The sequence below is a fragment of the Lutibacter citreus genome (genome assembly GCF_003260195.1).
Lineage (GTDB): Bacteria > Bacteroidota > Bacteroidia > Flavobacteriales > Flavobacteriaceae > Lutibacter > Lutibacter citreus.
Genome location: NZ_QEIH01000010.1, coordinates 67,303 through 93,588, shown reverse-complemented (window position 1 = coordinate 93,588; position 26,286 = coordinate 67,303). Strand labels below are relative to the sequence as shown.

The following is a 26,286-nucleotide window of genomic DNA, read 5'->3' as shown; positions in this document are numbered from 1 at the left end:
AAAGGATAATTTTAATTATTTAATAATCACAGTTTCACTATCTGCATAGCCTATACGTGATGCTTTAATGTGAAGATATTTCCCTTTTTCTTTCGCTAATTCTTTCTGATATACATTCCAATGATCTAATTCCTTTATATTCTCGTTTGAATTACTATATCGATACACAATGTCAGCACCTTCGGTTACAACATTAACCTGGTATTTTCCTCCTACCTTTTTTATCACAGGTTTTTTTGTTATTGGTTGCTTAAAATCTGGCCATTGCATTTTTATTAAAGTTGCCTCAGGAATACTTCCTTTATCTTTTACTTCTTCTTGCCATCTTGCAAGTTCAGCGAGCATGCTTTCAATCTTATTCTTGTATTTTGGATCACTGGCTATGTTATTCACTTGCTCCGGATCCTCATTTACATCATAAAATTCAATTTCAACTTTTTTAGGGTTGAACCATTGCATTTGTATCTTGTTTAACTTTCCTGCATCTCTAAGTTCCAACATCTTTTGCATCATTGGTAATCCTCTTCTATATTCTAAATCCAAATAAGAAGCTTGATTTAAATAATAATTAAACACCAACATATGTTCTTTATCTCGGATACATCTAATTCTATCATAATCCTCATCAAAGCGATCTGCAGAACCAAAAACATAATCTCTATTTACTTGTTTTTGTTTACCCAAAAATGCTTGACCTTGCATATATTCAGGCACTTTGATATCAGCTAACGATAATATTGTTGGTGCTATATCAACTCCAGATATCAGTTCATCTGTTCGACCATTGTTTTTATTTTTAGGTAACTTAACCATAAAAGGTATTTTTAAACCTGAATCGTAAATAGCTCTCTTTCCTCTTGGTAATGGTCCTCCGTGATCACTATAAAACAAAATATATGTATTGTCATACTCTCCTGAGTCTTCTAGTTCTTGTATAATTTTTCCAGCTTCTGAATCCATCATCTCAATATTAGAATAATTACGAGCCATATCTGTACGTACAATATCATTATCTGGCCAATAGGAATGTAGTGGAACTTTTTTAGGGTTTACTCTAAGTGAATCTTTAGCCAACAACCATATTCTAGACTCATGTGTAACTACCAAATTAAATACAGAACAAAAAGGTTGATTTTTATCTCTATTTTTAAAATGTGCTGTTTCTCCATTTTCATCCCAAGATGATAGAGGTGCTGCAAATTGATAATCTGTTTTTTTATTATTTGTACAGAAATATCCTTCTTTACGCAATAAAGTGGTAAAACATTTAACTTCTGGAGGAGCAACAACCGAATATGTACCAAAAGGAATCCCTTCTTGATCTATACGTTTACGCTTAGGACTTCTTTTGTACGTTCTATTCCCCCAACCTTGAACATCTCCTCCAGTTCTCATATTATGAGTTCCAATACTAACAGGATACATACCAGTTATTATTGATGATCTACTTGGAGCGCAAACACCAACGGTTGCAAACGCATTATCAAATACCAAACTTTTTTCAGCTAACTTATCTAGATTGGGAGTATGAGCAGTTTTATCTCCGTAAAAACTAAGATACGGACTGATATCCTCACAACTGATAATTAAAAAATTAGGCTGCTTTTTTTTCTGGGCCATTAAGCTTAACGAAAGCAAAAGAGCATATAAGGCAAATTTTAATTTCATTTCTTTTTCTTTGAATTAGGTTTATATGTATCACTATAAACCTGAAGCTTATGACTTAAAGAATCTATTAAATTTGAATATCTTGGATTTTTGGCAAGGTTGGTGATTTCTTCAGGATCATTTTCATGATTGTAAAGTTCTCTTCCTGCTTTACCTTTATTCCTCTCTGTATAACGCCACTTTTCATTTCGAATAGAATAACCTTGAGCATCTACATTATAATGAACTTGAGTAATGGCATAATCTTTCCATTTTGCTTTAGGATTTTCTAATAAAAGACGTAAGCTCTTCCCTTCCAAATCTTTTGAAATTGAAAAACCAGAATAATCTACAAGAGTTGGATATAAATCAATCAGCTCTACAGGTTTATTACAACTCACTCCTTCCGGACCTTTTGGAACCTTTACAAATAAAGGAACTCTAGCTGAACGTTCAAATGCTTTTCGTTTATACCAAAGTCCTTTTTCACCAAGAAAGTAACCGTGATCCGACCAAAATACAACAATAGTATTTTCCATTAAATTGTTTTCTTCCAAGGTATCTAACAAGCGTCCTATTTGTGCATCTACAAATGAAATTGAGGCATAATAAGCAAGTTTACACTGTTTTGCTTCTTCAACAGTTACACCGTCAAAATAATAAGGCCAAGCTTTTGTATCTCGCATAGTTGCCATTTCAGGAACATCTTCTAAAGCCGCTTTAGCTTTTTTAAGATCTTGCATTTCAATTTTATCAATATCATATAAATCAAAATATTTTTTTGGTGCTACATAAGGGCAATGTGGATTGAAAAAACCTGCTGCAATAAAAAATGGTTCTTCTTTATGTGCTTCTATCATTTCAATAGCCTTGCTTGCTACCATTCCATCCGTATGTTCTTCATCTTCACTTTCGGGATTCCACCAAGCCATTGAGATTCCTAATTGACGATTTCCAGCTTTTGTATTATTTCCGTAACTAATTATTTCATCTTCTCTAATTTTATCAATTCCTGCTGGATTAAATCTCTCCGTCCAAGTACGTTCATCATCATGTCCATTAGTTCCTATATCTTTCGGATTACCATAATGATAAATTTTACCTACTCTCCCTGAGTAATAGCCTGCTTCTTTAAAAAATTGACCAAGGGTAACAACATCAGGTTTTCTTCTGCGGAGTTTATCACTCAGCGTAAAACTGCCAATGGTATTAGGTCGCATTCCCGTCATTAAACTAGCTCTACTTGGCCCACATAAAGGTTGCTGACAATATGCATTATTAAATTGCATACTCATTTTAGCCAAGCGTTCTAGGTTGGGTGTTTTAACTTGTGAAACACCGTAAGGACTGATATCACAGTTTAAATCATCCGCAGCAATAAATAAAATATTTGGTTGTTGGGCTTGTAATTGAGAAACAATTAATAGCAAAAGAATGAGTTGTACCAAGTATATTTTTTGGTATGTAAAATTATTTAAAAGATTATTCATAATTGTTTTTTAATAGATACTTAATATATTATTATTTTACTTCAAACTCGCGAATACTTTGAACCTCTTCTCCTTTATACATTATTTCTGTAACCAAAGAATAACTTCCTGGTTCAACATCAAATTCAATTGGAAACGATACACTAATTTTCCCTAGCTCATCTATAGAAACTTGTTTTGAAATTTCGCTAATGATTTTGACATCTTTTTTCAACATTAGTCTAAGTTTTCCTTCCCAATCTGAGTACGTATCATTAATCATTATGATTTCAATGTTTTCTTTTGAATTCTTTTTTACTGTAGGCTCCCAAAAGTCAATAAATGGTAAAATAGGTGAAAAAGCATCCTTCGTGTATTTCTCAAAAGTAGGTTCAAAAATTAAGTTCTTAATATCAATAAAATTATCACTAGTTTCTCCTTTAGGTTCATTTGGACGAGAATATCCTAATGCACAAAAATGCATAATTCCAGCACATTTACGATGTGCTCTCCAATACTCCGTTTTCATACTAAAATGCCGCGCGTAAATATAATAAAGCTCTTGGGCTGTCTTTTTTCCAAAGGCTTTTGGGTATAAGTGTTCTGTTAAACGTGTTGGTGTACCATTTCTGTTTATCCATAGCCATGCATATTCATTTATAATATATGGATTAGGGTATTTCTCACCCGACATTTTTGGAGAAATTTCGCTTGGGCCATTATCTGGAATTCTTACGGTATCGAGGGCGAACTGCAACAAATTTTTAGGCAATTCTGCATTCTTTTTATGAAATTTATTATACAAATAAGGGTGTACTTCTTGAACATCGTTTTTATGCATTGGAGTTGACCAACCATTGTCCCATGGACGATTGGATAAATCAAGGTGCCGTACTTTATTAATTGCGTTCCCAGTATGTTCAGTTCGAGTTTCATTTTGAGCATCCCATATAACTACACAGGGATGATTCCAACGATCTTTCATCCACTGTTCATATTCAAGATGAAGTTGGGTAAGATCTCTTCCCAATTTATTTATCTGGTTCCATTTCCCATACCATATTGGAAACTCATCTTGAATAAGGAAACCTTCCTCATCAGCAATTTCATACCAAATTTCGGGAGGAAACCCAATACAGTAACGAATGGAATTCCAATGCATGGTTTTAAATTTCTGATGTAAATTTCGTACCCAATCTTTATTCCAAGGAAGTTCTTTTCTATCAGGATCTTCGAAAAAACGAAATATACAAGTGTTGGTACCTCTCAAATAATAAGGTTTGCCATTTAAATAAGCTAGGCCTGTTTTTGAATCGAGTCTAAAACTACGCATTCCAAATCGAGTTGAAAGTTTATCTGAATTCGTTTCCAATTCTAGTGTATATAAAAAAGGATTTTCAGGAGACCAAAGTTTACAATTAGGAATTTTCACTTTAAAATCGTGAGAACTTGTTTCTCCAGATATTACTTCTTTACCTGATTTGTATTCTAACACCCTATATTTTAGGGTTGAATTTTCAGCTTCAGACTTTAGCTTTGCAACTACTCTAACTTCATTATTTTCAATATTGGGTACAATTTGTACGTTTTCAATAAATTCTTTTCCAGAAAGAATTAATTCAACATTATCATAAATCCCAGGAATGTAACGTTTCTTTTCAAAATCGTGTCCATCAGCAACATTTGCAGGCAAATTATCGTAAGTACTAATTCTAACCAACAATTCATTCTTTCCCTTGTTTTTCAAATAGGGTTTTATGTTAAATAAAGCTGGCGTAAAATTATAGCCTTGTTCACCGACAAAATTTCCATTTAGAAAAACTTTCATGGTGTATTTTGCTTTGTAAAGTTTTATTAAAGCCACGTCTGGAACATCTTCATCAATTTGAAATTCCTTTTTATACCAAAAATAACGTTTATAGGATGTTGGGTATCCAATACTGTCAAAGGCTTTGGGTGTGGCTAAATCAATCAATCCAGGGACAGGTACATTTTTAAAGAAACTCTCTGGTATTTCATCTGACAAATTAGATTCTTCAATTTGCCAGATTCCATTTAAAGAAATTACTTTTCGCTTTTCGTTTTTATCAATGTTTTTACAACTAGCAAAAATTAAAACGCTTAGTATAATTAATTTACTTATTTTCATCTTCAAATTATTTTTCCCCTTTGCTATCTTCTTTTCCCTTATTCGTTTTGCTTCAAAACCTTTCACAAATAGTTAGTCTTTAGTTTGAATACTTCCCCACCAAGTTGGGTCTGGTTCCCAGTCTTCCGCATAAGCATCACTACGAATCTTCTCTATTTTACTCATCCAACTAGCCATGTTATTTTTAATAAATTCTTGTTCTACTTCTTCATTATGTAAAGGGTCTGGTTTGGCATAGTTAGCCCCAACTTCATCTAACCAACTAATCAGCGTTTGAGCCATTTGTTTCCCTCTGCTCTTCTCCATTGCAATAAGGTTATTATCTTCATGGATATCTTGAGTCAAATTATACAACTCATTGTGTCCATCTTCCCAATAGTGAATTAATTTCCAATCTCCTTTTCTCATAATTGATACTGGACGACCTCCTTGATTTCCATAATGCGGATAGTGCCAATATAAAGGTCTTTCATTGAGTGTTTCTCCTTTTAAAACAGCTGCAAAACTTTCCCCATCAATATGTGCTTCTGGATGCAATGGTAAACCTGCTAAATCTAAAAGTGTAGGATAAAAATCACTACCAGCTACCGGAGTATTATTTCGTTGTCCTTTAAAGTTCATCCAAGGCACATTAACAATATATGGAATACGAATACCGCCTTCCCATTGATATCCTTTCCCTCCTTTTAAAGGTAAACAATTAGAAGAAAAATCATCGCCAGAAGTTACTCCTCCATTATCAGAAGTAAACACAACAATAGTATTCTCATCCAATCCATTTTCTTTTAAAGCTTTTAAAACCTCACCAACAGCATCATCCATGGTTTCGATTAATCCTGCATAAATAGGGTTGTCCTGATGCAAACGCATTGGTAATAAATCACCTTCTTCAAAGCCCTTTTCTGCAATTCCCATTTTCTCAGCTTTGTCTCTATATTTAGCCCATTTGTCCTTTACACATTGAATTCGGCTATGTACGGCATAAAAAGATAAATAAGCTAGAAACGGTTTGTTTTTATTCTCTTTCATAAAGTTGATCGTTTCATTTGCCAATCGCATAGAAAGATTTTCACCAGGTTCTCCATCTTCAAGAGTAGGGTTTCTATAAGGTGAGAAATAACGTCGTCTTGGAGAGCCTCTCTCCCAGCCGCCTTTATTAATATCAAATCCATGGTCTTCAGGATATGATCCCAATTCGCCTAAATGCCATTTACCAGCAAAGAAAGTTTTATATCCCTCTTGCCTAAAAGCTTCAGGAAGCGTAAGCACTTTGTCAGGTAACTGGTGATTATATTCAGCAGGCAGTAATTTGCTATAACGTTTATTAGCGCGCCATTCTTCTCCTGATGGCGATCCTATCCAATCGGTTATCCCATGACGTGCGGTAAATTGTCCGGTCAGAATAGTAGCTCGAGAAGGACTACAAACTTGGCAACCTGCGTAACCATCAGTAAATACCATTCCAGCTTTTGCTATTTTATCAATGTTTGGTGTTTCATAATATTCGCTACCCATACAGCTTAAATCCGAATAACCTAAATCATCAGCAAGTATGAAAAGGATATTAGGTTTATTAATTTTCTTTTCTTGTTCAGAATTACAAGCCATTAGACTAAACAAAAACATTATTAATAAAAGATTCTTCATGTTATATTATTTATGATTCAATGGAAATTCAATATACTTTGCTAAAAGCGTATCTAACTCTTCAGCTTTTTCAGAATACTTGTTAATGATATTATTCTTTTCCTCTGGGTCTAATTTTAAATCGTACATTTCATAAGAGCCTCCTTTCATTTTAGTGTATTTCATATCACCTAATCTTAGTGCCAAGTTATAACCTCTATTATCCTGTTCAAGAATCATATCCGTTCCTTTATCTTCTTTTCCGATAAAGGTTTTCCAATACGCTCGACTATCAGCAGCCTCATTCTTAGGTATATCGATATTAAGAAATTCTCCAAAAGAAGCCATAAAATCAACTTGACTTACCAAAGCATCAGACACCTTAGTATCTATTTGTGAAGGCCAATGAACAATAAAAGGCACTCTTGTTCCTCCTTCTTCAATTCCATATTTTCCACCACTGTAAATTCCAGCAGGTTTATGACCTCCTTCAATAGAACCATCTTGGTATCCATCAATAATTACAGGTCCATTATCACTAGTAAAAATAACCATCGTATTTTCATCGATGTTTTGTTTTTTAAGCATAGTCATCACTTCTCCTACAAACCAATCCAATTGAACTACATTATCACCTCGCATTCCTAAAGTTGTAGTTCCCTGAAATCTTGGATGTGGCATTCGTGGTGCATGAATATCGCAGCTTGTAAGAAATAAAAAGAAAGGCTTTTCCTTATTTTTTTCGACAAACTTTGTAGCTTTCTCCAATATTACTTTAGGCATATTATAATCATCCCACATGGCTTCTTTTCCGCCCTTCATATAACCAATTCTACCCACGCCATTTATTACAGAACCACTATGTTGATCATCTCCATTGTATAAGGTAATTGCCTCTGGATTTAATTTTGCTTCTGGATATTTAGTCCCTGGAACAGAATCTGGGATTCGTTTACCTCTTTTGGTAACAGTAATTGGATCTTGAGCGTTATGATTATAAACTTTACGGTTTTCAACATACACAAATGGAGACCTATCATTAGTTGCTGGAACTAAAAAATTGTAATCAAAACCTATATCCAAAGGACCTGGACTTATTTCTTTATTCCAGTCTACATTTCCATCACCCAGTCCCAAATGCCATTTCCCTACTACAGCAGTACTGTAGCCAGCTTTCTTGAATAATTTAGGCAGTGTAAACTTTTTAGTATCAATAGCCAATTTTCCATTTATCCCTTGAATACCAATATCCTTTCGAAACCCCATGTCACCAGTTAATAAAGAGTAACGTGATGGGCTACATGTTGAAGCAGCACAATGACCATCAGTAAATCGGATTCCTTCTTCAGCCAATTTATCAATGTTAGGTGTTTTAATTAGTTTAGCTCCGTAAGCTCCAATATCACCATACCCAACATCGTCTGTATAAATTATTATTACGTTTGGTTTTTCTTGCTCTTCTTTTGAGGGAGATTTACAAGATAAAACACAGAATATTCCTAGAAACAGAATTATTATTGATTTTTTCATTTACTAGTATTATATAATTTTTTAAACAGTTTTTAATTTTATCAAAAAAAATCAATTTTAGCCCCAAGTTAAGCCCCTAATTTATTGATAACTGAATTTAACACTAAAGAACCGTAAAATAGCCGCTAATTAACGGTTACTTCCGTAGTTGTAACACTATATAACAAAGAGATTAAACTAAAATAAAACAAATCTGAAAAACCAAAACAACAACGCTGTTTTTTGCTATATTTGTTTCGAAATGAATAAACTCAATAAACAAAAAATAGCCTACAACTTAGATAAAATTTGCAAAAGCGACCAATTCATAAATTCAGGTAGAAATATTCGTTTGTTGAATTTTCTAGTTGAAAAAGCTTTGGATGACTCTTTTGTGAAAGAACAAGTAATAGGTTTTGAACTATTTGAAAAAGATTATAATCCTGATGAAAGAAATAGTAAGGTCAGAGTTTATATGTATAAACTTCGTCAAAAACTAGAAGAGTATTATAAAAATGATGGTAAATTTGATGAACTAAAATTTGAAATAAAAAAAGGGCAGTATAATTTGAATTTTGTTGAAGAACAAATTTCAACTAAAACTAAACTATCTTGGTGGAAAATAGCAACACCTATTGTTATAGCATTAATTATTGCTGCTATTTACTTAAATCCTTTTGAAGAAAAAGATAATATTTGGACTTCCTTTTTTAACTCTTCTAATGAAACAATATGCTTTATTTCCGATCAATTTATAGTATCAAAAAAAGAAGGTGATAATATTTTATTTACATACATATTAAACGTTGATGATAAATCGGAATTAAATGAATACCAAAACCAAGTAAAGGATACAAGTTATAATCCTGCAACCTTTTCCTATATTACTAAAATGGCTCCCGTTGCAATTCATTCTCTTACTAAACTGTTTCTTAAAAATGACACTGACTTTTCTGTTGAACTAGAAAGTGATTTTAAATACGATGATTTAAAGAAAAAGAACCTAATATTTATTGGTCAATATAATTGCCTTCATCAATCTAAAAATCTTTTTTTGGATAACAGCAAAGTTTTTAAAACCAATAAAGGTAGTTTTCAATATTACACTAAAAATGATACGATTAACTACTTCAACAAAGTGCTTACAGATAAAGCTCTTGAATATGCTATGGTTTCTTATAGAAAAATGGATAATGGTAATAATGTATTATTTTTCTCCTCTAACCATGATATCGGCGTAATAGCAACTGTGCGTAATTTCACCAATGAAGTATGGCTTAAAAAGTTTAATCATGAATTTGTTAAAAATGGAGAATCTTTTAATGCTTTATTTGAAGTTACAGGTTACAAAAGAACAGAATTAGAATCTAAATTAATTCAGATAGAAGTATTGGAATAAAAATTTAATTATTTTCTATTAGTAACATTTGAATATCCTTTACTCTCCGGTAAAAAAATTTATTAATCTATACATTTAATAAATTAAAGCACATAAAATGAGACTTTTAAATTCGTCATCCCAATATTTATATACAACCTTATTCCCTAATCCTAAATACAATTATAGTTAACATTAAATAACGGTAAGATGCACATATTGAGTTTTAATAATAAACGTCTTTAAAACAAAATTATGTTTTAAAGACGTTTATCTAAATATAACTTCAGGTATAATGACAGAAACATAACCTTAACATCATTATACTATAAATAGTGACCCAATGAAACTATAATTTTGGCTTTATTCCGTTTTTGTTTTTATTTAAACACCTATACTTTTAACTATTTACAAGATTATTTTTTAATCTCAAATCATCCTGAATATAATTATTTCTTCTTCTTTTTATTCTTGTTTTTTGTAAAAGAAATTACCGGCTCATAAAATTCATCGGTTGCACTTCTTAAAACATAAGGTTCCCATATGGCACGAGCTTTTTCCCATTCTTCTAAGGTTCTTGTTGGATACCACGCTGGCCAACCATATTTATTAAAATCATACTTATCTTGATTTAAAATAACCCATTCTCCTACAGTAGCCGTAGGACATAAATCAGGAAATATGCCAAGTGCACGAAACTCATCAGATACCCCTTTATCATTAATCACATTTTCTCTCCAATTGTTTAATTCAGAAAGTAAATTTAATTTAATATCTGCATATTCTGAATTGTTGGCTACATTGTTTATTTCAAAAGGATCTTTAGATAAATCAAATAATTCAAATTCGGGTTTTGTAGGCGCAAAAAAAGCAGCTTGAACTGGATTTAATTTTCCCTTCAAATTTAAAATATTCATTTCAGCCAATACAGGATACGCTGACTCTTTATATTGATTTAACTGACACCAAGGACGTTCAGGCATTAAATTATGAATTAACTTAAATTCTTTTGAACGTATTGCACGAATTGCATCATGTGTTTCATCCATTTTATCTCTGGCAGCAAATACATATTTTCGATTTTTAACATCTTTACTAAAAAGGCTTTTCCCATGCAAAGCAACGTTAGGAGTTACACCAGCAGCTTCAAGTATTGTAGCACATATATCTATAGACATTACCATATTATTATTTACTTGATTAGGTTTTACCTTACCTGGGTATTTCATAATCATTGGAATATGAATACCTCCATCATATAAAAATTGTTTCCCTCTAATATGACAGCGACCGTGATCTCCTATAAAAAACACAATAGTATTATCTGCCAAACCATCATCTTCTAGTTTTTGTAAAAGTTCTCCAATTTGTCTATCTACCAATTGCATTTGTTCTAAACCGTTTGCCCAGTCACGTCTTATAAATTCATTATCTACATAATAAGGAGGTATCTCTACATCCTTTATATCGATTGGATTTTCTGGATCACGACGCCAAGAACGATGTGTTCCTCCAAAAGTAACTCTAGCAAAAAAAGGTTGACCTTTTTCTCTATTTCTCCAACCTATTTTACCATCTTTTGTATAATCAGAAGTGTCTGTAAAAAGCTCACCTCTAGTATTTGGAATAAAATTACAATCTGTTTTCCAACTCATTATAGATGTATAATAACCTGCTTCTTTTAATAAATGTGGAATTGGTTTAATACCAAATGGTAATGGCTTTTTATCATGGGAGCGGTGTTGATTAGCTCCAATATAGTTCTGATAAAAACCAGTCATCATAGCAGAACGAGAAGTAGAACAAACTGGTGATGTTGTGAATGCGTTTTCATAACGAATACCTTCCGACGCTAATTTATCTACATTGGGAGTAGAAATTCCCTTTGTTCCATAACATGATAAATCTGGACTCCAATCTTCAATTGTAATCCATAAAATATTGGGGCGACTATCTTTTAAGTTACTCTCTTCCTTCTTTTTATTATGTGCACATGAAACAAACAAACACGCTATTATCAATCTTAAAAACCAAATATTTTTCATTTTAACATCTTTAAATTTATATAATTCACCCGCAACTTATGCGGTTTTAATTTACTAATAACGTTTACCGTTTTATTTCTTTATTTACTTTTATTTCCAATTTTGACATCTTCAACTCTGCAGACTCAGCTAACAATTCAAGTTTACCTGATTCCCCATTTTTTGTTCTAATAATAACCAATGCTAACCCGTTAAATACTTTTCGTTTATTAGACTGAAACGGTTCCAAGTCTGTTGAATCTCCATTACCTATTGCTATTATTTCTCCTGGACCTTTTAATGTGAATTTCACTAAATTATGGGTTCTAGGAACGGTAACTCCATTAGAATCCGTTACACGAACAGTAACAAAACACAAATCTTTACCATCAGCAATAATATTTGAACGATCAGCTTTAAGTTCTATTTTTTCAACTTTACCTGTTGTTTTAATAGTTTCTTCAGCCCATTTATTTCCATTTTTATAGGAAACTACTTTTAAGTTACCAGGTTTATAAACTACATCATTCCAACCTAATCGGTATTCATATTTTCCTTTTTTCTTACGCCCTAGAGATTCTCCGTTTAAGAAAAGCTCAGCTTCATCACCTGAAGTATACACATGCACTGGAGTTACTTTTCCTATTCTATCCTCCCAATTCCAATGTGGTAAAATATGTGCCATTGGTAATTCTGGTTTCCACCTGGATTGATATAAATAATAGCGGTCTTTAGGAAACCCACATAAATCTACAATACCAAAATATGAGCTACGCGGAGGAATTTGTTTCCCTAATTTTGCCATCTCTGCTTTTACACGTTCTCTTTGAGTTACATCTGTATAATTTAGAAGGTTTGTTTTGTCTTTATTAAAAGGTGTAGGTTCTCCTATATAATCAAAACCAGTCCAAACAAACTCTCCAATCACAAAAGGATTCATATCCTGAGCTTTAAATTCTACATCGGCTGGATAACCATTAGGAGAAGCATATAACCCATAATCACTTACTTGAAAATAACCTCCTACTCCTTCTCTTTGAACTTCAGAAACCGGGAAAAAATATTCTCCTCTTGAGCTAATACTCGATGTTGTCTCACTTGCATATAAAGGCATATTTGGAAATTTTTCACGAATTTGTCCGTATAGTTCAGGCTTATAGTTTACTCCCATAACCTCTGCTTTTGCACCAAAACCATTTAAAGCAGCTGTAGCATTACTGCAACCAAAAGAAACAGGTCTTGTAGGATCTTCATCTTTTATAACACCTGCTAACATGGTAACCATAGGATTACTATCAAAGTGACGCTCTTCACGAACCTCATTACCCGTACTCCACATAATAACAGATGGATGATTACGATCTCTTTTTACCATTGCTTGTAAGTCTCGCTGGTGCCAAGCTCCAAAATGATTAGAATAGTCATTTTGCGTTTTCTCGTGTCTCCAAGAATCAAAAGCTTCAACTTGTACCAACATTCCCATTTTATCACATAAATCTAAATACTCTGGTGCTGGTGGGTTATGTGAAGTTCTAATAGCATTACAACCAAAAGATTGTAGAATTTCAATTTGCCTTTCCATCGCACGAGTATTAACAGCCATTCCCAAAGGTCCCAAATCGGAATGCATACAAACACCATTCAGCTTCGTTTTTTTGCCATTTAAGAAGAAACCTTCTGCAGTGTATTTTATACTACGAACTCCAAAAGTATTGACTACCTCATCTTTTTGTACTCCATCTTTGAAAACCTTAGAAGTAACTTTATACATATTTGGAGAATCTAAAGACCAAAGCCTTGGATTGTTTAGCGTAATTTTGGCATACCTTCCAGTGGCTCTAGCTACAATTTGAGTTGAATTTATTTTCGAAATTTCATGTTTTACTTCAATATCAGTATCTAGATTCTTAATCTGAGTTTCTATTTTTACTGTAGCCTCATTATTAGTTACTTCAGACGTAGAAACAAAAACTCCCCAATGATCAATGTGAATAGGGTTTACTCTTACCAAACGCACATTTCGATAGATTCCTCCTCCAGGATACCAACGTGAAGATTCATTTTTATTATTAAGGCGCACTGCTATCTTATTTCCCTCTCCTACTTTTAGCTGGTGTGTAATTTCAAATCTAAACGAAGAATATCCATAAGGCCATTCTCCAACATAACATCCATTAAGCCAAACTGTAGTTCCCGACATTGCCCCATCAAACTCAATAAAAACACGCTTTCCTTTGTCTGAATTTGGTGATTGAAATGATTTTCGATACCAACCAATACCTGGCCAAGGTAATTTACCAGTACGATTAGGAAGGTCTTTTCTAAAAGGTCCTTCTATTCCCCAGTCATGCGGTAAATTTAATTTACGCCAATCCGAATCATCAAAATTTGTTTCAAAAATGCCTTCTAATTCTTCTTTTTCAGAACCATCAGGCATTTCACCAAATCTTGCAAATTTCCAGTTTTGATTAAATGGAATTACATCTCTTGTATTCGAAGTCTGAGCACAAACCTGAAAACCTATTAAGATTAGTAGAATTAGTATTTTCTTCATTCTTTTAGTTATCCGTTTTTTTCAAACTAATCGTTTTATTATTTATTATTGGTTTTGCCCAAATACTAATACTGAAAATATAAGCAAGTGCAACAAAAACAAATAACATTCCTGTTTTTAATGAAGTAAAATCGCTTATAAAACCAATTAGTAACTGAACTACAGCTCCCCCCATAATACCTGTCATCAATATTCCTGCAAATGATCCGTGATGTTTACTTACTGAGTTTAAAGCAAGAGAAATAATTATTGGATACATTACAGATAAAAAGAAACCACTCATTTGAAAAGCATACAATGATATATTTGCTGTTCCATAAAGGGCAATAGCAAAACTTATAATAGCCAAACTTGTAAATAACCTTAAAACTAGTTTACTGTCTAATATTTTAAGTAATATAAGTCCTAAAATACCTCCAACAGTCATTAGTCCCCAAAAATTACCTACAGCATCTGCTCCAATAGTTTTGTAATCTACCCCATGATAAACTTGTAAAAATTTAGACATCCAATAAGAAATTCCCTGTTCTGCTCCTACATAGGCGAATATTCCAAAGAAATATAAAATTACGAGTCGGTTTTTAAACAAATCAATATAACTTTCTTTAGAGCCAACTTTTTCATCATCATTTAATTTTACTTTAGGAAAGCTTATTGCAACAATTACAAATATCATCAGTAAGCTAGCTATTGTAAATATCCAATAAATTGAAACCCATGACATGTCAATAGGTACAAATTTTGAAATAGTGCTTATAAACCATCCTTTTGTCTCCTCTGCACTATCAATATTTGTTACTAACCAAGAATAAACTTGCGGACTCACAAAAGATGCTGCCCCAAAAATTAATTGTGCTAAAACAGAAGTAAAAGCATAATTTTCTTCACCACCAGAAACTCTCAATAAGGGATTAATTACAACTTGTAATACAGCCATTCCAGTACCAATTGTAAATAATGTAATAATGAATATGTTAAAAGTAGGGAAAATCGCAAATATAACAGACCCTAACAGAGCTAGTAAAAATGCAAAAACCATCATTTTTTTTTCACCATATTTTTCTAACATAAAACCTGCTGGGATAGACATTACTCCATAGGCTATAAAAAATGAAAATGGTAAAAAACCAGCCATTGTTTCACTTAAGCTAAAACTTTGAGATACACTTGGATTTAATGCCCCTAGTATATTTGTTAGAAAAGAGATAACAAAAAACGTTACAAGAATTAATATTATAATACCATTATTTCGTTTCATAATTTATTTTTTTAATGAATTAGTTAACTCATTTTTTCTAGTTCTTTTTTAATCTATTTTAACAATATCTACATAATAAGCACCACACAATATATTCCCTTTGATATCTAAAAAGTCTCCCTGTAATTTTAAAGGACCTTTTGATAAATCCATGACAAAACGAACTGACTTATCTTCTGAAGAAATATTTTTAATCTGACTTTTTTCATTAGCAATAAAGTTGATTTTAGAAATTGGAAGTGCCTTCCCTTCTGGATGAATACCATTTGGGCAAATAGACCGCCAATTGTGATACTTTCCATTCTCCGGAATTTTTGTTGCACCAATTTGCTTAGCAAACTCTGTAAAATGTGCAGGAAGCCCTGAGTTAATAGCTACATCAACCTCTTTTGGCCATCTTCTAAAAGTAAGTTCATATGTACCATTTTCTACTACATTTATATTCCATGAACCGTGCATTTCCATTCCCAAGCGAATATCAATTTGTTGGGATGGATCACCTTTCCCTTCTAATTCTAACCAATCGAAACTAGTTAATTCAATTGATTCAAATGCTGGATAGCCTATATCAATTTGAGAGTTTTTAGCCAATGAAGGTTCTACTGATGTACGCCAAGAAACATAATAGTCTTGCATCTTTTTCAAAACTTCAGGGTACTTCTTTGCTACATTGTTTTTTTGTCCAGGGTCATTTTCAAAATTATAAAGTTTCATACCATCAACTAAACGCCACTTATTCCATAATACACTATAACCATTTAGTCCAACTCTTTTTGTTGAAAATTGAACTACAGACATCCGGCCTGATAAATCCAGGCTTTCGTCTTTAATTAAATTTGAGAGATTTACACCATCAAAATTTTGTTTCCAAGGCATTTTTAAATCGCAAAGATCTATAAGTGTTGGCAACACATCTTGAACAACTGTCAAATCAGTTATATCTCTATTTGTAGATTTTATTCCATTTGGCCAACGCATGAAAAAAGGAACACGATGTCCACCATCATATACCGAGCATTTTTTACCTTTCATACCTGCATTATAGTGTTGTACGCCCAATGTACCTCCATTGTCACTCATATAGAGTAGAATGGTATTATCCTTAATTTTTAAATTATCTAAAACACTATCTAGTCTTCCCAAATTCTCATCAAAATTCGCAATCATACCAAAAAACTGAGCTACTAGTGGTGGAAAATCCTTGTAGGGTTCCATATATTTTGCTGGAACATATTGTGGTGTGTGCATTGCGCTTGTTGGTAAATACACAAAGAAAGGTTCATCATCTTTTACTGATTTTTCAATAAAATTTATGCTTTCAGAAAACCATACATCTGTACAATAACCTTCTGTTTTTTCAGGCTTTCCATTTCTCAAATAAACATCATCAAAACAATCGTTATTCCATTGGTTTGGTGTTTGCCATACTGCAGCACCTGGAAATGTAAAAGTTTCATCAAACCCTCTATCCATTGAACGGAATGGGTAAAAATCACCTAAATGCCATTTTCCAAAATGCCCCGTTCTATAACCATTGGCTTTAAAAAATTCAGGCATTAAATGAATTTCATGTTCATTACCTTCAATGTCCGGATAAGAATGAAAAATATTATTCTTTCCAAAACCATAATTATAAGCCCCATTACGCACCGCATCAACACCTGTCAACAACTGAGAACGTGAAGGAGTACAAATAGACGATACATGAAAATCGGTAAACCTAATTGACTGTTCTGCTAGTTTATCTAAGTTAGGTGTTTTTAAAGATGGATTTCCAAGAAAAGCAATATCACCATAACCTTGGTCATCGGAAACTAACACAATAACATTTGGTTTTGATTTCTTTATTTGTTTTGTTTTATCAACACAACTTATTAGAATCATTACCAACAGACTCAATAAAATTAATTTATTAAAATATATATTTTTCATTATTTGTTTTTAATTTCACAAAATTAATAAGCAAATTTTCTAAATTCCCAACAATCAAATTCTCTAGGGAAAGTTTAATATTTTACTTTATCAATTTAAATTCAGATTCAATGACATCATTTGAATTACCTCCAACAAATACTTTGAAATCACCCTTTTCAGCAACATAATCCATATCTATATTATGGAAACGTAAATCATCACTCGTCAACTTAAATGTTACCACTTTTTCCTCACCAGCTTTAAGCATTACTTTCTCAAAACCTTTTAATTCTTTAACGGGACGAGTCACACTTCCAAATAAATCTCTTACATACAACTGAACTATCTCTGCTCCATCGTATTTACCAGTATTTTTAAGAGTAACTGAAACTTCCAACTCTTCTTTAAAGTGAACTTCTTTTTTGTTTACCAATAAGTTAGAATATTCAAAACTCGTGTAACTAAGTCCGTAACCAAAAGGATACAATGGTTTATTTGGAACATCTAAATATTTTGTTTGCCATTTAAAACCTTCACGAATAGGACGTCCTGTGTTTTTATAATTGTAGTAAATTGGACATTGACCAACAACAATAGGAAAAGAAGCAGGCAATTTCCCAGAAGGATTATAATCACCAAAAATAACATCCGCAACACCATTACCTCCTTGTGTTCCCGGGTACCAAGCTTCTAAAATTGATGGCATATTATCTGCTAGCCATTTCATTGTAATAGGTCTTCCGTTAAAAAGAATAGTTGCTACATTTTTATTTACTTTTAAAATTTCTTTTGCTAATTCAATCTGAATTTCAGGAATACCAATGTTAGACTTACTGCGGTTTTCTCCAGTTTGATCTCCATTTTCACCAATAGCAAGAATTACAACATCTGCTTTTTTTGCCATTTCTAAAGCCTCTTGAAAAACAGTCTTATCATCACTTTTTTTACCACATCCTGTATGATAAAGAATTTCTGTTTTTGACGAAACTGCATTTTTTATACCTGCTAATAAACTAACTACATCGTTATTATTAGCTTGACCTCTCCAAGATCCATTCATATCTCTTGCGGCATTGGCAAGTGGGCCAATAACAGCAATTATTTTCGTTTTTTTACTTATAGGAAGAATGTTATTTTCATTTTTTAATAAAACACAAGATTTACTTGCTGCAGCTCGGACAATAGCCAAATGCTCTTTTGTAAGCATGCTATTTTTCTCTCTTTCTTTATTACAGTACAAGTATGGATCATCCATTAAACCCATTCTGAATTTTATTCTTAGAATTCTACGTACCGATGTATTTACTTTAGCTATAGGAACATCTCCTGCTTGCACTGCGTCTTTTAAATGTGTAAAATAAGCTTGAGATTGCATATCCATATCACATCCTGCAGTTGCAGAAAGCACAGAAGCATCATATTGATTTTCAACAATACCATGATTAATCATTTCATTAAGAGCACTGTGATCTGAAACAACAAACCCATCAAATCCCCATTCTTTACGAAGCACTTGATCTAATAAGAATTTATTTCCTGCAGTTGGAACACCAGACAACTCATGTAAAGAAGTCATAAAAGTTTGTACACCTGCATCTACAGCCGCTTTAAAAGGTGGTAAATAAATATCCCGTAAAGTACGCTCCGACATATCAGCCGTGTTATAATCTCGTCCTCCTTCTGCCGCTCCATAACCAGCAAAATGTTTTGCACAAGCTGCAATAGTATTGGTTGCAGACAAGTCATCTCCTTGAAAACCATGTACTCTTGCTGCTGCAATTTTAGAACCCAAATATGGATCTTCTCCAGCTCCTTCTACAATTCTACCCCATCTAGGATCACGAGCAATATCTACCATGGGTGCAAAAGTCCAATGTTGACCTGCTGCAGCTGCTTCTGTTGCTGCTACTCTTGCTCCATTTTCTACAACTTCCATATCCCATGAAGCAGACTCTGCAATAGGTACCGGTGAAGTTGTTCTCCATCCATGAATTACATCAAAACCAAAAAGTAAAGGAATTCCTAAACGGGTCTCCTCAACTGCAATTCTTTGCAAATCTCGAGTATAATCTACCCCAACTGCATTTAGAAATGAACCTACCATACCAGACTTAATCTGCTCCTCGTAATCAACGTCATACATTTGTGGCCCCGTAATAACAAATTTACCATTGACTTGTATCATTTGTCCTACTTTCTCCTCCAAAGTCATTAAACTCATTACAGAGTCGATTCTTTGTTCAATGCCCTTTATTTGTGCATTTGCTATACTAACAATAAAGAATGTTAATAGTAAGATTGCGTTTCTCATTTTTGTTATTTTAGATTAATTATATACTTCTTTTTTATTTTTAATTAATTCAGCTTATCATTCTATGGTCCAATCATGTAATCATTAGTTATAACCCAAAGACCCACAAATGCTGTCCCATACACATCTTTTTTTACTAGTTTATAACTTTCCAGATTCCCTGTTTTCATTTCCTACCTCCAAACCTACATTAAGGTCTCCAAGTTCTTTACGAGCTTTCTCTACAACTTCCATTAGTTCTTTTGCTTTTTCTGGATGATATTCTATTACATTATATCTTTCCCCTGGATCGCGCATCATATTATAAAGCTCTGGTTTTTCAACAGATATTTTTTTTCTGGGACCACCTTTCCCATCATTCCCTGTTTTTCTTTGATAACTTTTATACTCATGTGGCAACACTAATTTCCAGTTTCCTTTACGCACTCCATTTAAATTATTCTTTCCATGATAATAAAGAATTGTATTACGAGGTTCGGCGGAAAAATCACCTTTCCAAAGCTGTGAGATATCTATTCCATCAATTTTATTCTCTGATAATTTACCATCAGTAATAGCCGCAAATGTAGGAAGCAAATCAATAGCACAAGCCAATTTATCTGTAACTGTTCCTTTAGGTGTATAATCTGGCCAACGCACAATAAATGGTACTCTTTGTCCACCTTCCCAACTTGTAGTTTTACCTTCCCTAAGTCCACCAGCAGAGCCTGCATGATTCCCAAAACTCAACCATGGACCGTTATCAGTTGTAAAAATAAATATAGTATTATCTGCAATGCCATTCTTTTTTAAAGCTTTATCTATTTCTCCAACCGACCAATCTATCTCCATCATAACATCACCATAGAGCCCTTGATCACTTTTCCCCCTAAACTTATCAGACACCCCTAATGGAACATGTCCCATACTATGAGGTACATAAAGAAAAAATGGATTGTCTGAATTATCATTTATAAAATCCACCGCTTTTTCGGTGTATAGTGTCGTCAATTTGTCTTGATCTTTTAAGCCTTTTATATAACCAATCGTTTTATTTCCATCAATTAAAGGAAGGTCTGGATAATTCCCTTTTCTATGATCGGCTGAAACTCTTTTTCCTGTTGCATTGTCATATGGCCACATATCATTAGAATAAGGAAGCCCTACAAACTCATCAAACCCATGTTGTAATGGCAAAAAAGCTTTCTGCCAACCTAAGTGCCATTTACCAAAAATTGCTGTTTTATAATCTTGTTGTTTGAACATTTCTGACATTGTAAGTTCATCTGAATTCAAACCAATTTTATCCTGAGGAAATAGAGCTCCCACAATCCCAATCCTATTAGGATAACAACCTGTTAAAATTCCTGCACGTGAAGCACTGCAAACAGGTTGAGCGGCATAGAAATTCGTAAACCTTGTACCTTCAGCTGCCAATTGATCTATATTTGGTGTTTCAAAACCTGTAGCACCATAAACCCCAACATCTCCATAGCCTTCGTCATCAACAAATATTAAGACTACATTAGGCCTTTTAGCACTATGTTTTTGTGCCATTATAAAATTCACAAACAAAAGTGAAAGTAAAGTGAATGCAACTATTTTTTTCATTTATATAATATTTAATTTAAAGGTTTATCACTAGTGCTAATACCTTCTTTTATCTTTAATATCAACTATTCAAGATATTATTTATAGTTCCCTATTAATAATTTGGTTCTAGAGTTTTTGGACCATAACCATTATTCCAATCATTTTCCAATACTTTATACATAAGTGTTTTTAATTCTTCAAACTTTCCTTTATTTTCTAGAATTAGATTATTCTCCTCACGATAATCTTCAGGTAAATAATACAATTGAAAAATATCTTTCTTAAGGTAATAACGAAGCTTCCAACCTTCTTTAGTTACTAATGCAGGTCCCATTTTTGAAGCCGTAATTGTATAATCACGTACGTTGCTTTTTTTACCAAGTACCGTATTTAAATATGAAACACCATCTTTACCTTCCACTTGTTTTCCGCTAGTAATTTCAGAAATAGTGTTTAGCAAATCGAAATTGGCAACCATTTGATTAGAACTACTTCCTGGCTGAATTTTCCCTTTCCAATACCAAATAAGCGGAACACGAGTACCACCTTCCCAATTTGCACGCTTAAAGCCTGCCATACCATCATTACCATCAAATACATCGTTACTAGTCCTACTATAAAATTTTGTTTTAATATTATCATATACTTCACCCGTATATACGTTCTTCTTCTCACTACCTCTACCTTCAGTTTGATAATATACTGAATGACCATTATCTCCTGTAAAAATTATTATCGTATTATCCAGGATATCCATTTCCTCTAATTTAGAAACAATACTCCCCACATTGGTATCGAGCATTTTTACCATTGAGGCATATTCTTTCTCTAATTCAGTAAGATTTGAATTATTCTTAAAATCTTTATGTACTTCAGGAATAGCGATTGGTCCGTGTGGTAATTGAGTTGGAAAGTGAATAAAAAATGGCTTATTGGTTTTTTTAGGATTGTTATTATCTAGGTATCTCAAAAGCTTATCCATTATAATATTCTCGGAATACACTTTTTTACCTTCCATGTTCCATCTTATCTTGTAATTTTCTGGAGATTCTGCCACCGGTGTTTTTGCACAATCAACATGCGTATTTCCGGGTATATTTACCTTCTCTCCATTTTCGAATAAGAAAGGTGGATAAAAACCATGACAGCGACGGTGATCGTAATATCCAAAATGATAATCCCATCCATGTCTTTTAATTCTTTCAGGTGTAGTAGCAAAACCCCATTCTAGCTTACCAAATTCAGCCGTAGCATAACCAGCATCTTTTGCTACTTGCCCCAAGAAAATATCATCTGGTTTTGCTGGAATAGCAAGTGCATGAACTTTATCTTTAATCTCTTGCATGTTAAGTCCATTGTCCAACTTCATATAAATACCACCTCTAACAATGTTAAATTTATTTGTTCTACAATCGTGCATTCCTGTTAACAAACTCGCACGGGCCGGGGCACAATAATGAGAGCCATAAACATTCTCAAAGCGTATACCCTCATCAGCTAAACGATCGATATTTGGTGTTGTAATAATTTTTTGTCCATAGGCTCCCAATAATCCACGCCCTAAATCATCAGCATAGATTAAAATTATATTCGGTTTTTGAGTTTCTGCCTTTTGCTGCCCTATACAAGTACTAAAAAATAGAGCTGAACTAATCGACAGAATTAATGTTATATGTCTCATATTAATATGTTTTTAAATTTAAAATAAACGTCCTCTTCAAAGTTATAAACACTTCAGTTTTCACGATACCATAAGTAGATTATCTGATTCAATATCCTTGAAATATCGATAAGTACCAACCTTAAGATCATGTGTAGCGGCATCATCACATACAATAATACCTTTTTCGTGCATTTGAAGAGCACTAACTGTCCACATGTGTGTAACTCCTCCTTCTATTGCTTGATATAATGCTTGTGATTTATTTGCCCCGTTTACAAGAATCATAACTTCTTTTGAATCGAGTACTGTTCCCACTCCCACTGTAAGTGCTGTTTTTGGAACTTTATTTACATCGTTATCAAAAAATCTAGAATTTGCAAGAATTGTATCTTTGGTAAGTGTTTTTAAACGTGTTCTAGAAGAAAGTGAAGATCCAGGTTCGTTAAACGCAATATGACCATCAGGACCTATACCTCCAACAAATAAATCAATTCCTCCACAAGCCATAATCTTTTCTTCAAACTGTTCACACTCTACTTTTGGATCTTCTGTTAAACCGTCCAAAATATTTGTATTCTCTGGTTTAATATCCACGTGGTTAAAGAAATTTTCCCACATAAAAGTATAATAACTTTGTGGGTGTCCTTTGGGTAAGCCTACATACTCATCCATATTAAATGTTATCACATTTTCAAATGTAACTTCCCCTCTTTTATTCAATTCAATTAAAGCCTTGTACATTCCAATTGGAGAAGACCCCGTAGGTAAACCTAAAACAAAAGGTTTTTCCGCTGTCGGTTTATTATTGTTAATACATTCAGCCACATACTTTGCTGCCCATAATGATAATTTATCGTAATCTGGTTGTATAATAAGCCTCATAATATCCTTTACTTTAATTGTTAATATATTTGATGACGCTACTACTCATCATATCTATACTTTTTACTTCAAACTATCTTTAATAAGCATTGCTGCACCAAGAACACCTGCATTCTCAAGTTCTGAAACCACTATTATCACTTTTTCTACGGATTTAGGAAAACCAAAATCACTTAAACCGTCATACATATTCTGTTGAAAAAACGGATAGGCATTACTAACTGAACCTCCAAGTACAATAATTTCTGGATCGTAAGTGTATATAACCGATTTAATTAGAGAACTCATATTGTCTCCAAATTCATGAAACATATTTAAAGCTTTTGGATCACCTTCTTTGGCTAATTTGTATAATTCTATAGCGCTGATTTTTTGAATCTCTTTAAAATACATGCCACTACAGTATTGCTCATAGTCTGAATCTTTAAAAGGAACCATACCTATTTCTCCTGCTCCACAATTGTTTCCATTATACAACTTGTTATTAATAACTAATCCAGCACCAACACCGGTTCCTAATGTTATACCTACAATATTTTTATAATCCTTAGCCTTACCAAAGTACTTTTCACCTAAAGCAAAACAATTGGCATCATTATTAACAACTACGGGTACATTAAAAACTTTTTCTAGCTCATCTTTTAAATAAACTTCTTTCCATGATGGAATATTGACTGTATCATAAACAATTCCTTTTTCCGGATCAACAACTGAAGGAACTCCAATACCAATACCTTTAATAGCTTCATCAAAATTTTCTTTAATCAATGAAATAATTTGGTTTAAGACTGATTTTTCATAACTCTTATTTACTAAAGAAGTTGATTTTAGTTTTGTAAGTTCTCCATTATAAACTACTCCGCAACGAACATTTGTACCTCCCAAATCAACACCAATTGTTTTATACATTGTATAATTCTTTTAAAATTTTAATATAGGTATTGTATTATTTCAACACCTAGTTTTAAGTCTATACTACAGATGTAAAAATAAGATTGATAACCATAGTTACTGTACCATAATTCGTAATTGAATCCTCATTATGCGTTCTTTTATAAATAAATCAAATAGCCTAAAATGAAATTAATATTCTCTATGAATCTTTCTGAATTCAGAAGGTGTTGTTCCTTTAATTTTTTTAAAGTACCTAGAAAGATTTTTACTATCACCAAATCCTGTTTCCACAGCAATATTGAATATACTATTGTCTGTTTCTAATAATTTTTTACAAATATGTTCAAGCTTTGATAGTTGAATCTCTTGATATATGGTGCGTTTTAACGCTTTAACAAATCTTTTTTCTATTGCTCTTCTAGATAGGGAAACAATTTTAAGAACATCATTTACTCCAATAATTTCGTTCCTATTATTACGAATATATCTAAGTGCTTTTGCCACTTCAATATCCTGCATTGCTAAAATGTTTGTTGAGTGACGCGACACTATATGCGTTGGTTCAACAATAATATCTTTTATTTCACTTTCATCCCCATCCATAAGTTTAGATAACAGTGCGCCAGATTCATAACCTCCTTTTACAACATCCATAGCAATGCTAGACAAAGATGGATCAGACATTTCACAAACTGTTTGATCATTATCGTTCCCTAAAACAGCTAACTCTTCTGGAATATTTATTCCTGCAACTTTAGCTGCCTGAATTACATTATTGCCTTGATTATCATCACATGCAAAAAGAGCTGTTGGTTTTTTCAAGGTCAATAACCAATTTGATAACGGTGACTGCTTGTAGTACCATAAATCACGAGAAATTGAAGAGCCTTCTTCAAATACAGAAACAGTATGCCCATTTTTTTTTACACCGTCTTTAAAACCTTCTAATCTTTCTCTAGACCATACTCTATCATCAAAGCCATAAAAAGCAAAATTCTCAAAACCTTTCGATAAAAAGTGTTCAGCAGCCATTTGTCCTGCCTCCTTGTATTTTCCAGTAATATTGGGAATTGATTCAAACCGTTCTTTAAAATCCTGTGCAATAATTGGAATTCCTGTATCAATTAATTGATGAATATCATCAGAATTATTTAGCTGAGCAATAATTCCATCTGCATTCCATTCTTTTGCCCATTCAATAATTCCATTTACCCCAAACTTTTCACGATAAGAGAGCGGCATACGACAAAATATCCAAGGACCATTTAGGTTTGAATATTTCGCAATACCTTTAAGTAAGTCTCTTCCGTATGATTCCGAGAAATCAATAAGTAAAATAACTTTTTTAGTATTCTCCATTTACAATCTAATTTGGTGATTAAAAATAGTAATAATTACTATTATATTAACTTAATACTAAAGACTTTCTTAAAATC

16 protein-coding genes are annotated in these 26,286 nt (G+C 32.9%); 1 reads left to right on the top strand and 15 read right to left on the bottom strand.

Annotation, left to right across the window (positions count from 1 at the left end; genetic code table 11):
- Positions 1 to 15: 15 nt before the first annotated feature.
- From DAD81_RS18490 to DAD81_RS18470, 5 genes are all read right to left on the bottom strand, one after another.
- Positions 16 to 1,668 carry a sulfatase family protein gene (locus tag DAD81_RS18490; protein WP_111709797.1) on the bottom strand — a complete coding sequence of 551 codons (1,653 nt, stop codon included), beginning with the start codon at positions 1,666 to 1,668 and terminating at the stop codon, positions 16 to 18.
- Positions 1,665 to 3,137, bottom strand: coding sequence for a sulfatase (locus DAD81_RS18485; protein WP_111709796.1), 1,473 nt, complete (start codon positions 3,135 to 3,137; stop codon positions 1,665 to 1,667). Before DAD81_RS18485 ends, DAD81_RS18490 begins: the two co-directional genes overlap by 4 nt.
- Positions 3,138 to 3,168: 31 nt before the next feature.
- On the bottom strand, positions 3,169 to 5,265 hold the full coding sequence (locus tag DAD81_RS18480) for a glycoside hydrolase family 2 protein (RefSeq protein ID WP_111709795.1): 2,097 nt from the start codon (positions 5,263 to 5,265) through the stop codon (positions 3,169 to 3,171).
- A gap of 72 nt (positions 5,266 to 5,337) precedes the next feature.
- Positions 5,338 to 6,912: a sulfatase gene (locus DAD81_RS18475; protein WP_111709794.1), complete on the bottom strand. Its 1,575-nt coding sequence runs from the start codon at positions 6,910 to 6,912 to the stop codon at positions 5,338 to 5,340.
- A gap of 6 nt (positions 6,913 to 6,918) precedes the next feature.
- Positions 6,919 to 8,421, bottom strand: coding sequence for a sulfatase family protein (locus tag DAD81_RS18470; protein WP_111709793.1), 1,503 nt, complete (start codon positions 8,419 to 8,421; stop codon positions 6,919 to 6,921).
- Between the two features lie 241 nt (positions 8,422 to 8,662).
- Here DAD81_RS18470 and DAD81_RS18465 point away from each other — a divergent pair, with 241 nt between their 5' ends.
- Positions 8,663 to 9,799 carry a helix-turn-helix domain-containing protein gene (locus DAD81_RS18465; protein WP_111709792.1) on the top strand — a complete coding sequence of 379 codons (1,137 nt, stop codon included), beginning with the start codon at positions 8,663 to 8,665 and terminating at the stop codon, positions 9,797 to 9,799.
- Between the two features lie 428 nt (positions 9,800 to 10,227).
- Here the strand turns inward: DAD81_RS18465 and DAD81_RS18460 are convergent, their stop codons facing one another.
- From DAD81_RS18460 to DAD81_RS18415, 10 genes are all read right to left on the bottom strand, one after another.
- A complete protein-coding gene (locus DAD81_RS18460; protein WP_111709791.1) occupies positions 10,228 to 11,823 on the bottom strand; it encodes a sulfatase family protein in 1,596 nt (531 codons plus the stop codon).
- Between the two features lie 64 nt (positions 11,824 to 11,887).
- The gene (galB, locus tag DAD81_RS18455; protein ID WP_111709790.1) at positions 11,888 to 14,356 is read right to left on the bottom strand and encodes a beta-galactosidase GalB; all 2,469 of its coding nucleotides are present in this window, start codon (positions 14,354 to 14,356) and stop codon (positions 11,888 to 11,890) included.
- Positions 14,357 to 14,360: 4 nt separating this feature from the next.
- A complete protein-coding gene (locus DAD81_RS18450; protein WP_111709789.1) occupies positions 14,361 to 15,614 on the bottom strand; it encodes an MFS transporter in 1,254 nt (417 codons plus the stop codon).
- Between the two features lie 48 nt (positions 15,615 to 15,662).
- Complete coding sequence (locus tag DAD81_RS18445) at positions 15,663 to 17,546, bottom strand: arylsulfatase (RefSeq protein WP_111709788.1); 1,884 nt, start codon at positions 17,544 to 17,546, stop codon at positions 15,663 to 15,665.
- Between the two features lie 82 nt (positions 17,547 to 17,628).
- Entirely contained in the window at positions 17,629 to 19,839 is a 2,211-nt protein-coding gene (gene bglX / locus DAD81_RS18440; RefSeq protein ID WP_111709787.1) for a beta-glucosidase BglX, read from the bottom strand.
- A gap of 141 nt (positions 19,840 to 19,980) precedes the next feature.
- Positions 19,981 to 21,429, bottom strand: coding sequence for a sulfatase family protein (locus tag DAD81_RS18435; RefSeq protein ID WP_179950076.1), 1,449 nt, complete (start codon positions 21,427 to 21,429; stop codon positions 19,981 to 19,983).
- 94 nt (positions 21,430 to 21,523) lie between these two features.
- The gene (locus DAD81_RS18430) at positions 21,524 to 23,092 is read right to left on the bottom strand and encodes a sulfatase-like hydrolase/transferase (RefSeq protein WP_111709786.1); all 1,569 of its coding nucleotides are present in this window, start codon (positions 23,090 to 23,092) and stop codon (positions 21,524 to 21,526) included.
- Between the two features lie 60 nt (positions 23,093 to 23,152).
- Positions 23,153 to 23,956 (bottom strand): glucosamine-6-phosphate deaminase, encoded by an 804-nt coding sequence (gene nagB, locus DAD81_RS18425; RefSeq protein ID WP_111709785.1) that lies wholly within the window; start codon positions 23,954 to 23,956, stop codon positions 23,153 to 23,155.
- A 63-nt stretch (positions 23,957 to 24,019) separates the two neighbouring features.
- Complete coding sequence (locus DAD81_RS18420) at positions 24,020 to 24,865, bottom strand: ROK family protein (RefSeq protein ID WP_111709784.1); 846 nt, start codon at positions 24,863 to 24,865, stop codon at positions 24,020 to 24,022.
- A 174-nt stretch (positions 24,866 to 25,039) separates the two neighbouring features.
- The gene (locus tag DAD81_RS18415) at positions 25,040 to 26,209 is read right to left on the bottom strand and encodes an AraC family transcriptional regulator (RefSeq protein ID WP_111709783.1); all 1,170 of its coding nucleotides are present in this window, start codon (positions 26,207 to 26,209) and stop codon (positions 25,040 to 25,042) included.
- Positions 26,210 to 26,286: the final 77 nt, after the last annotated feature.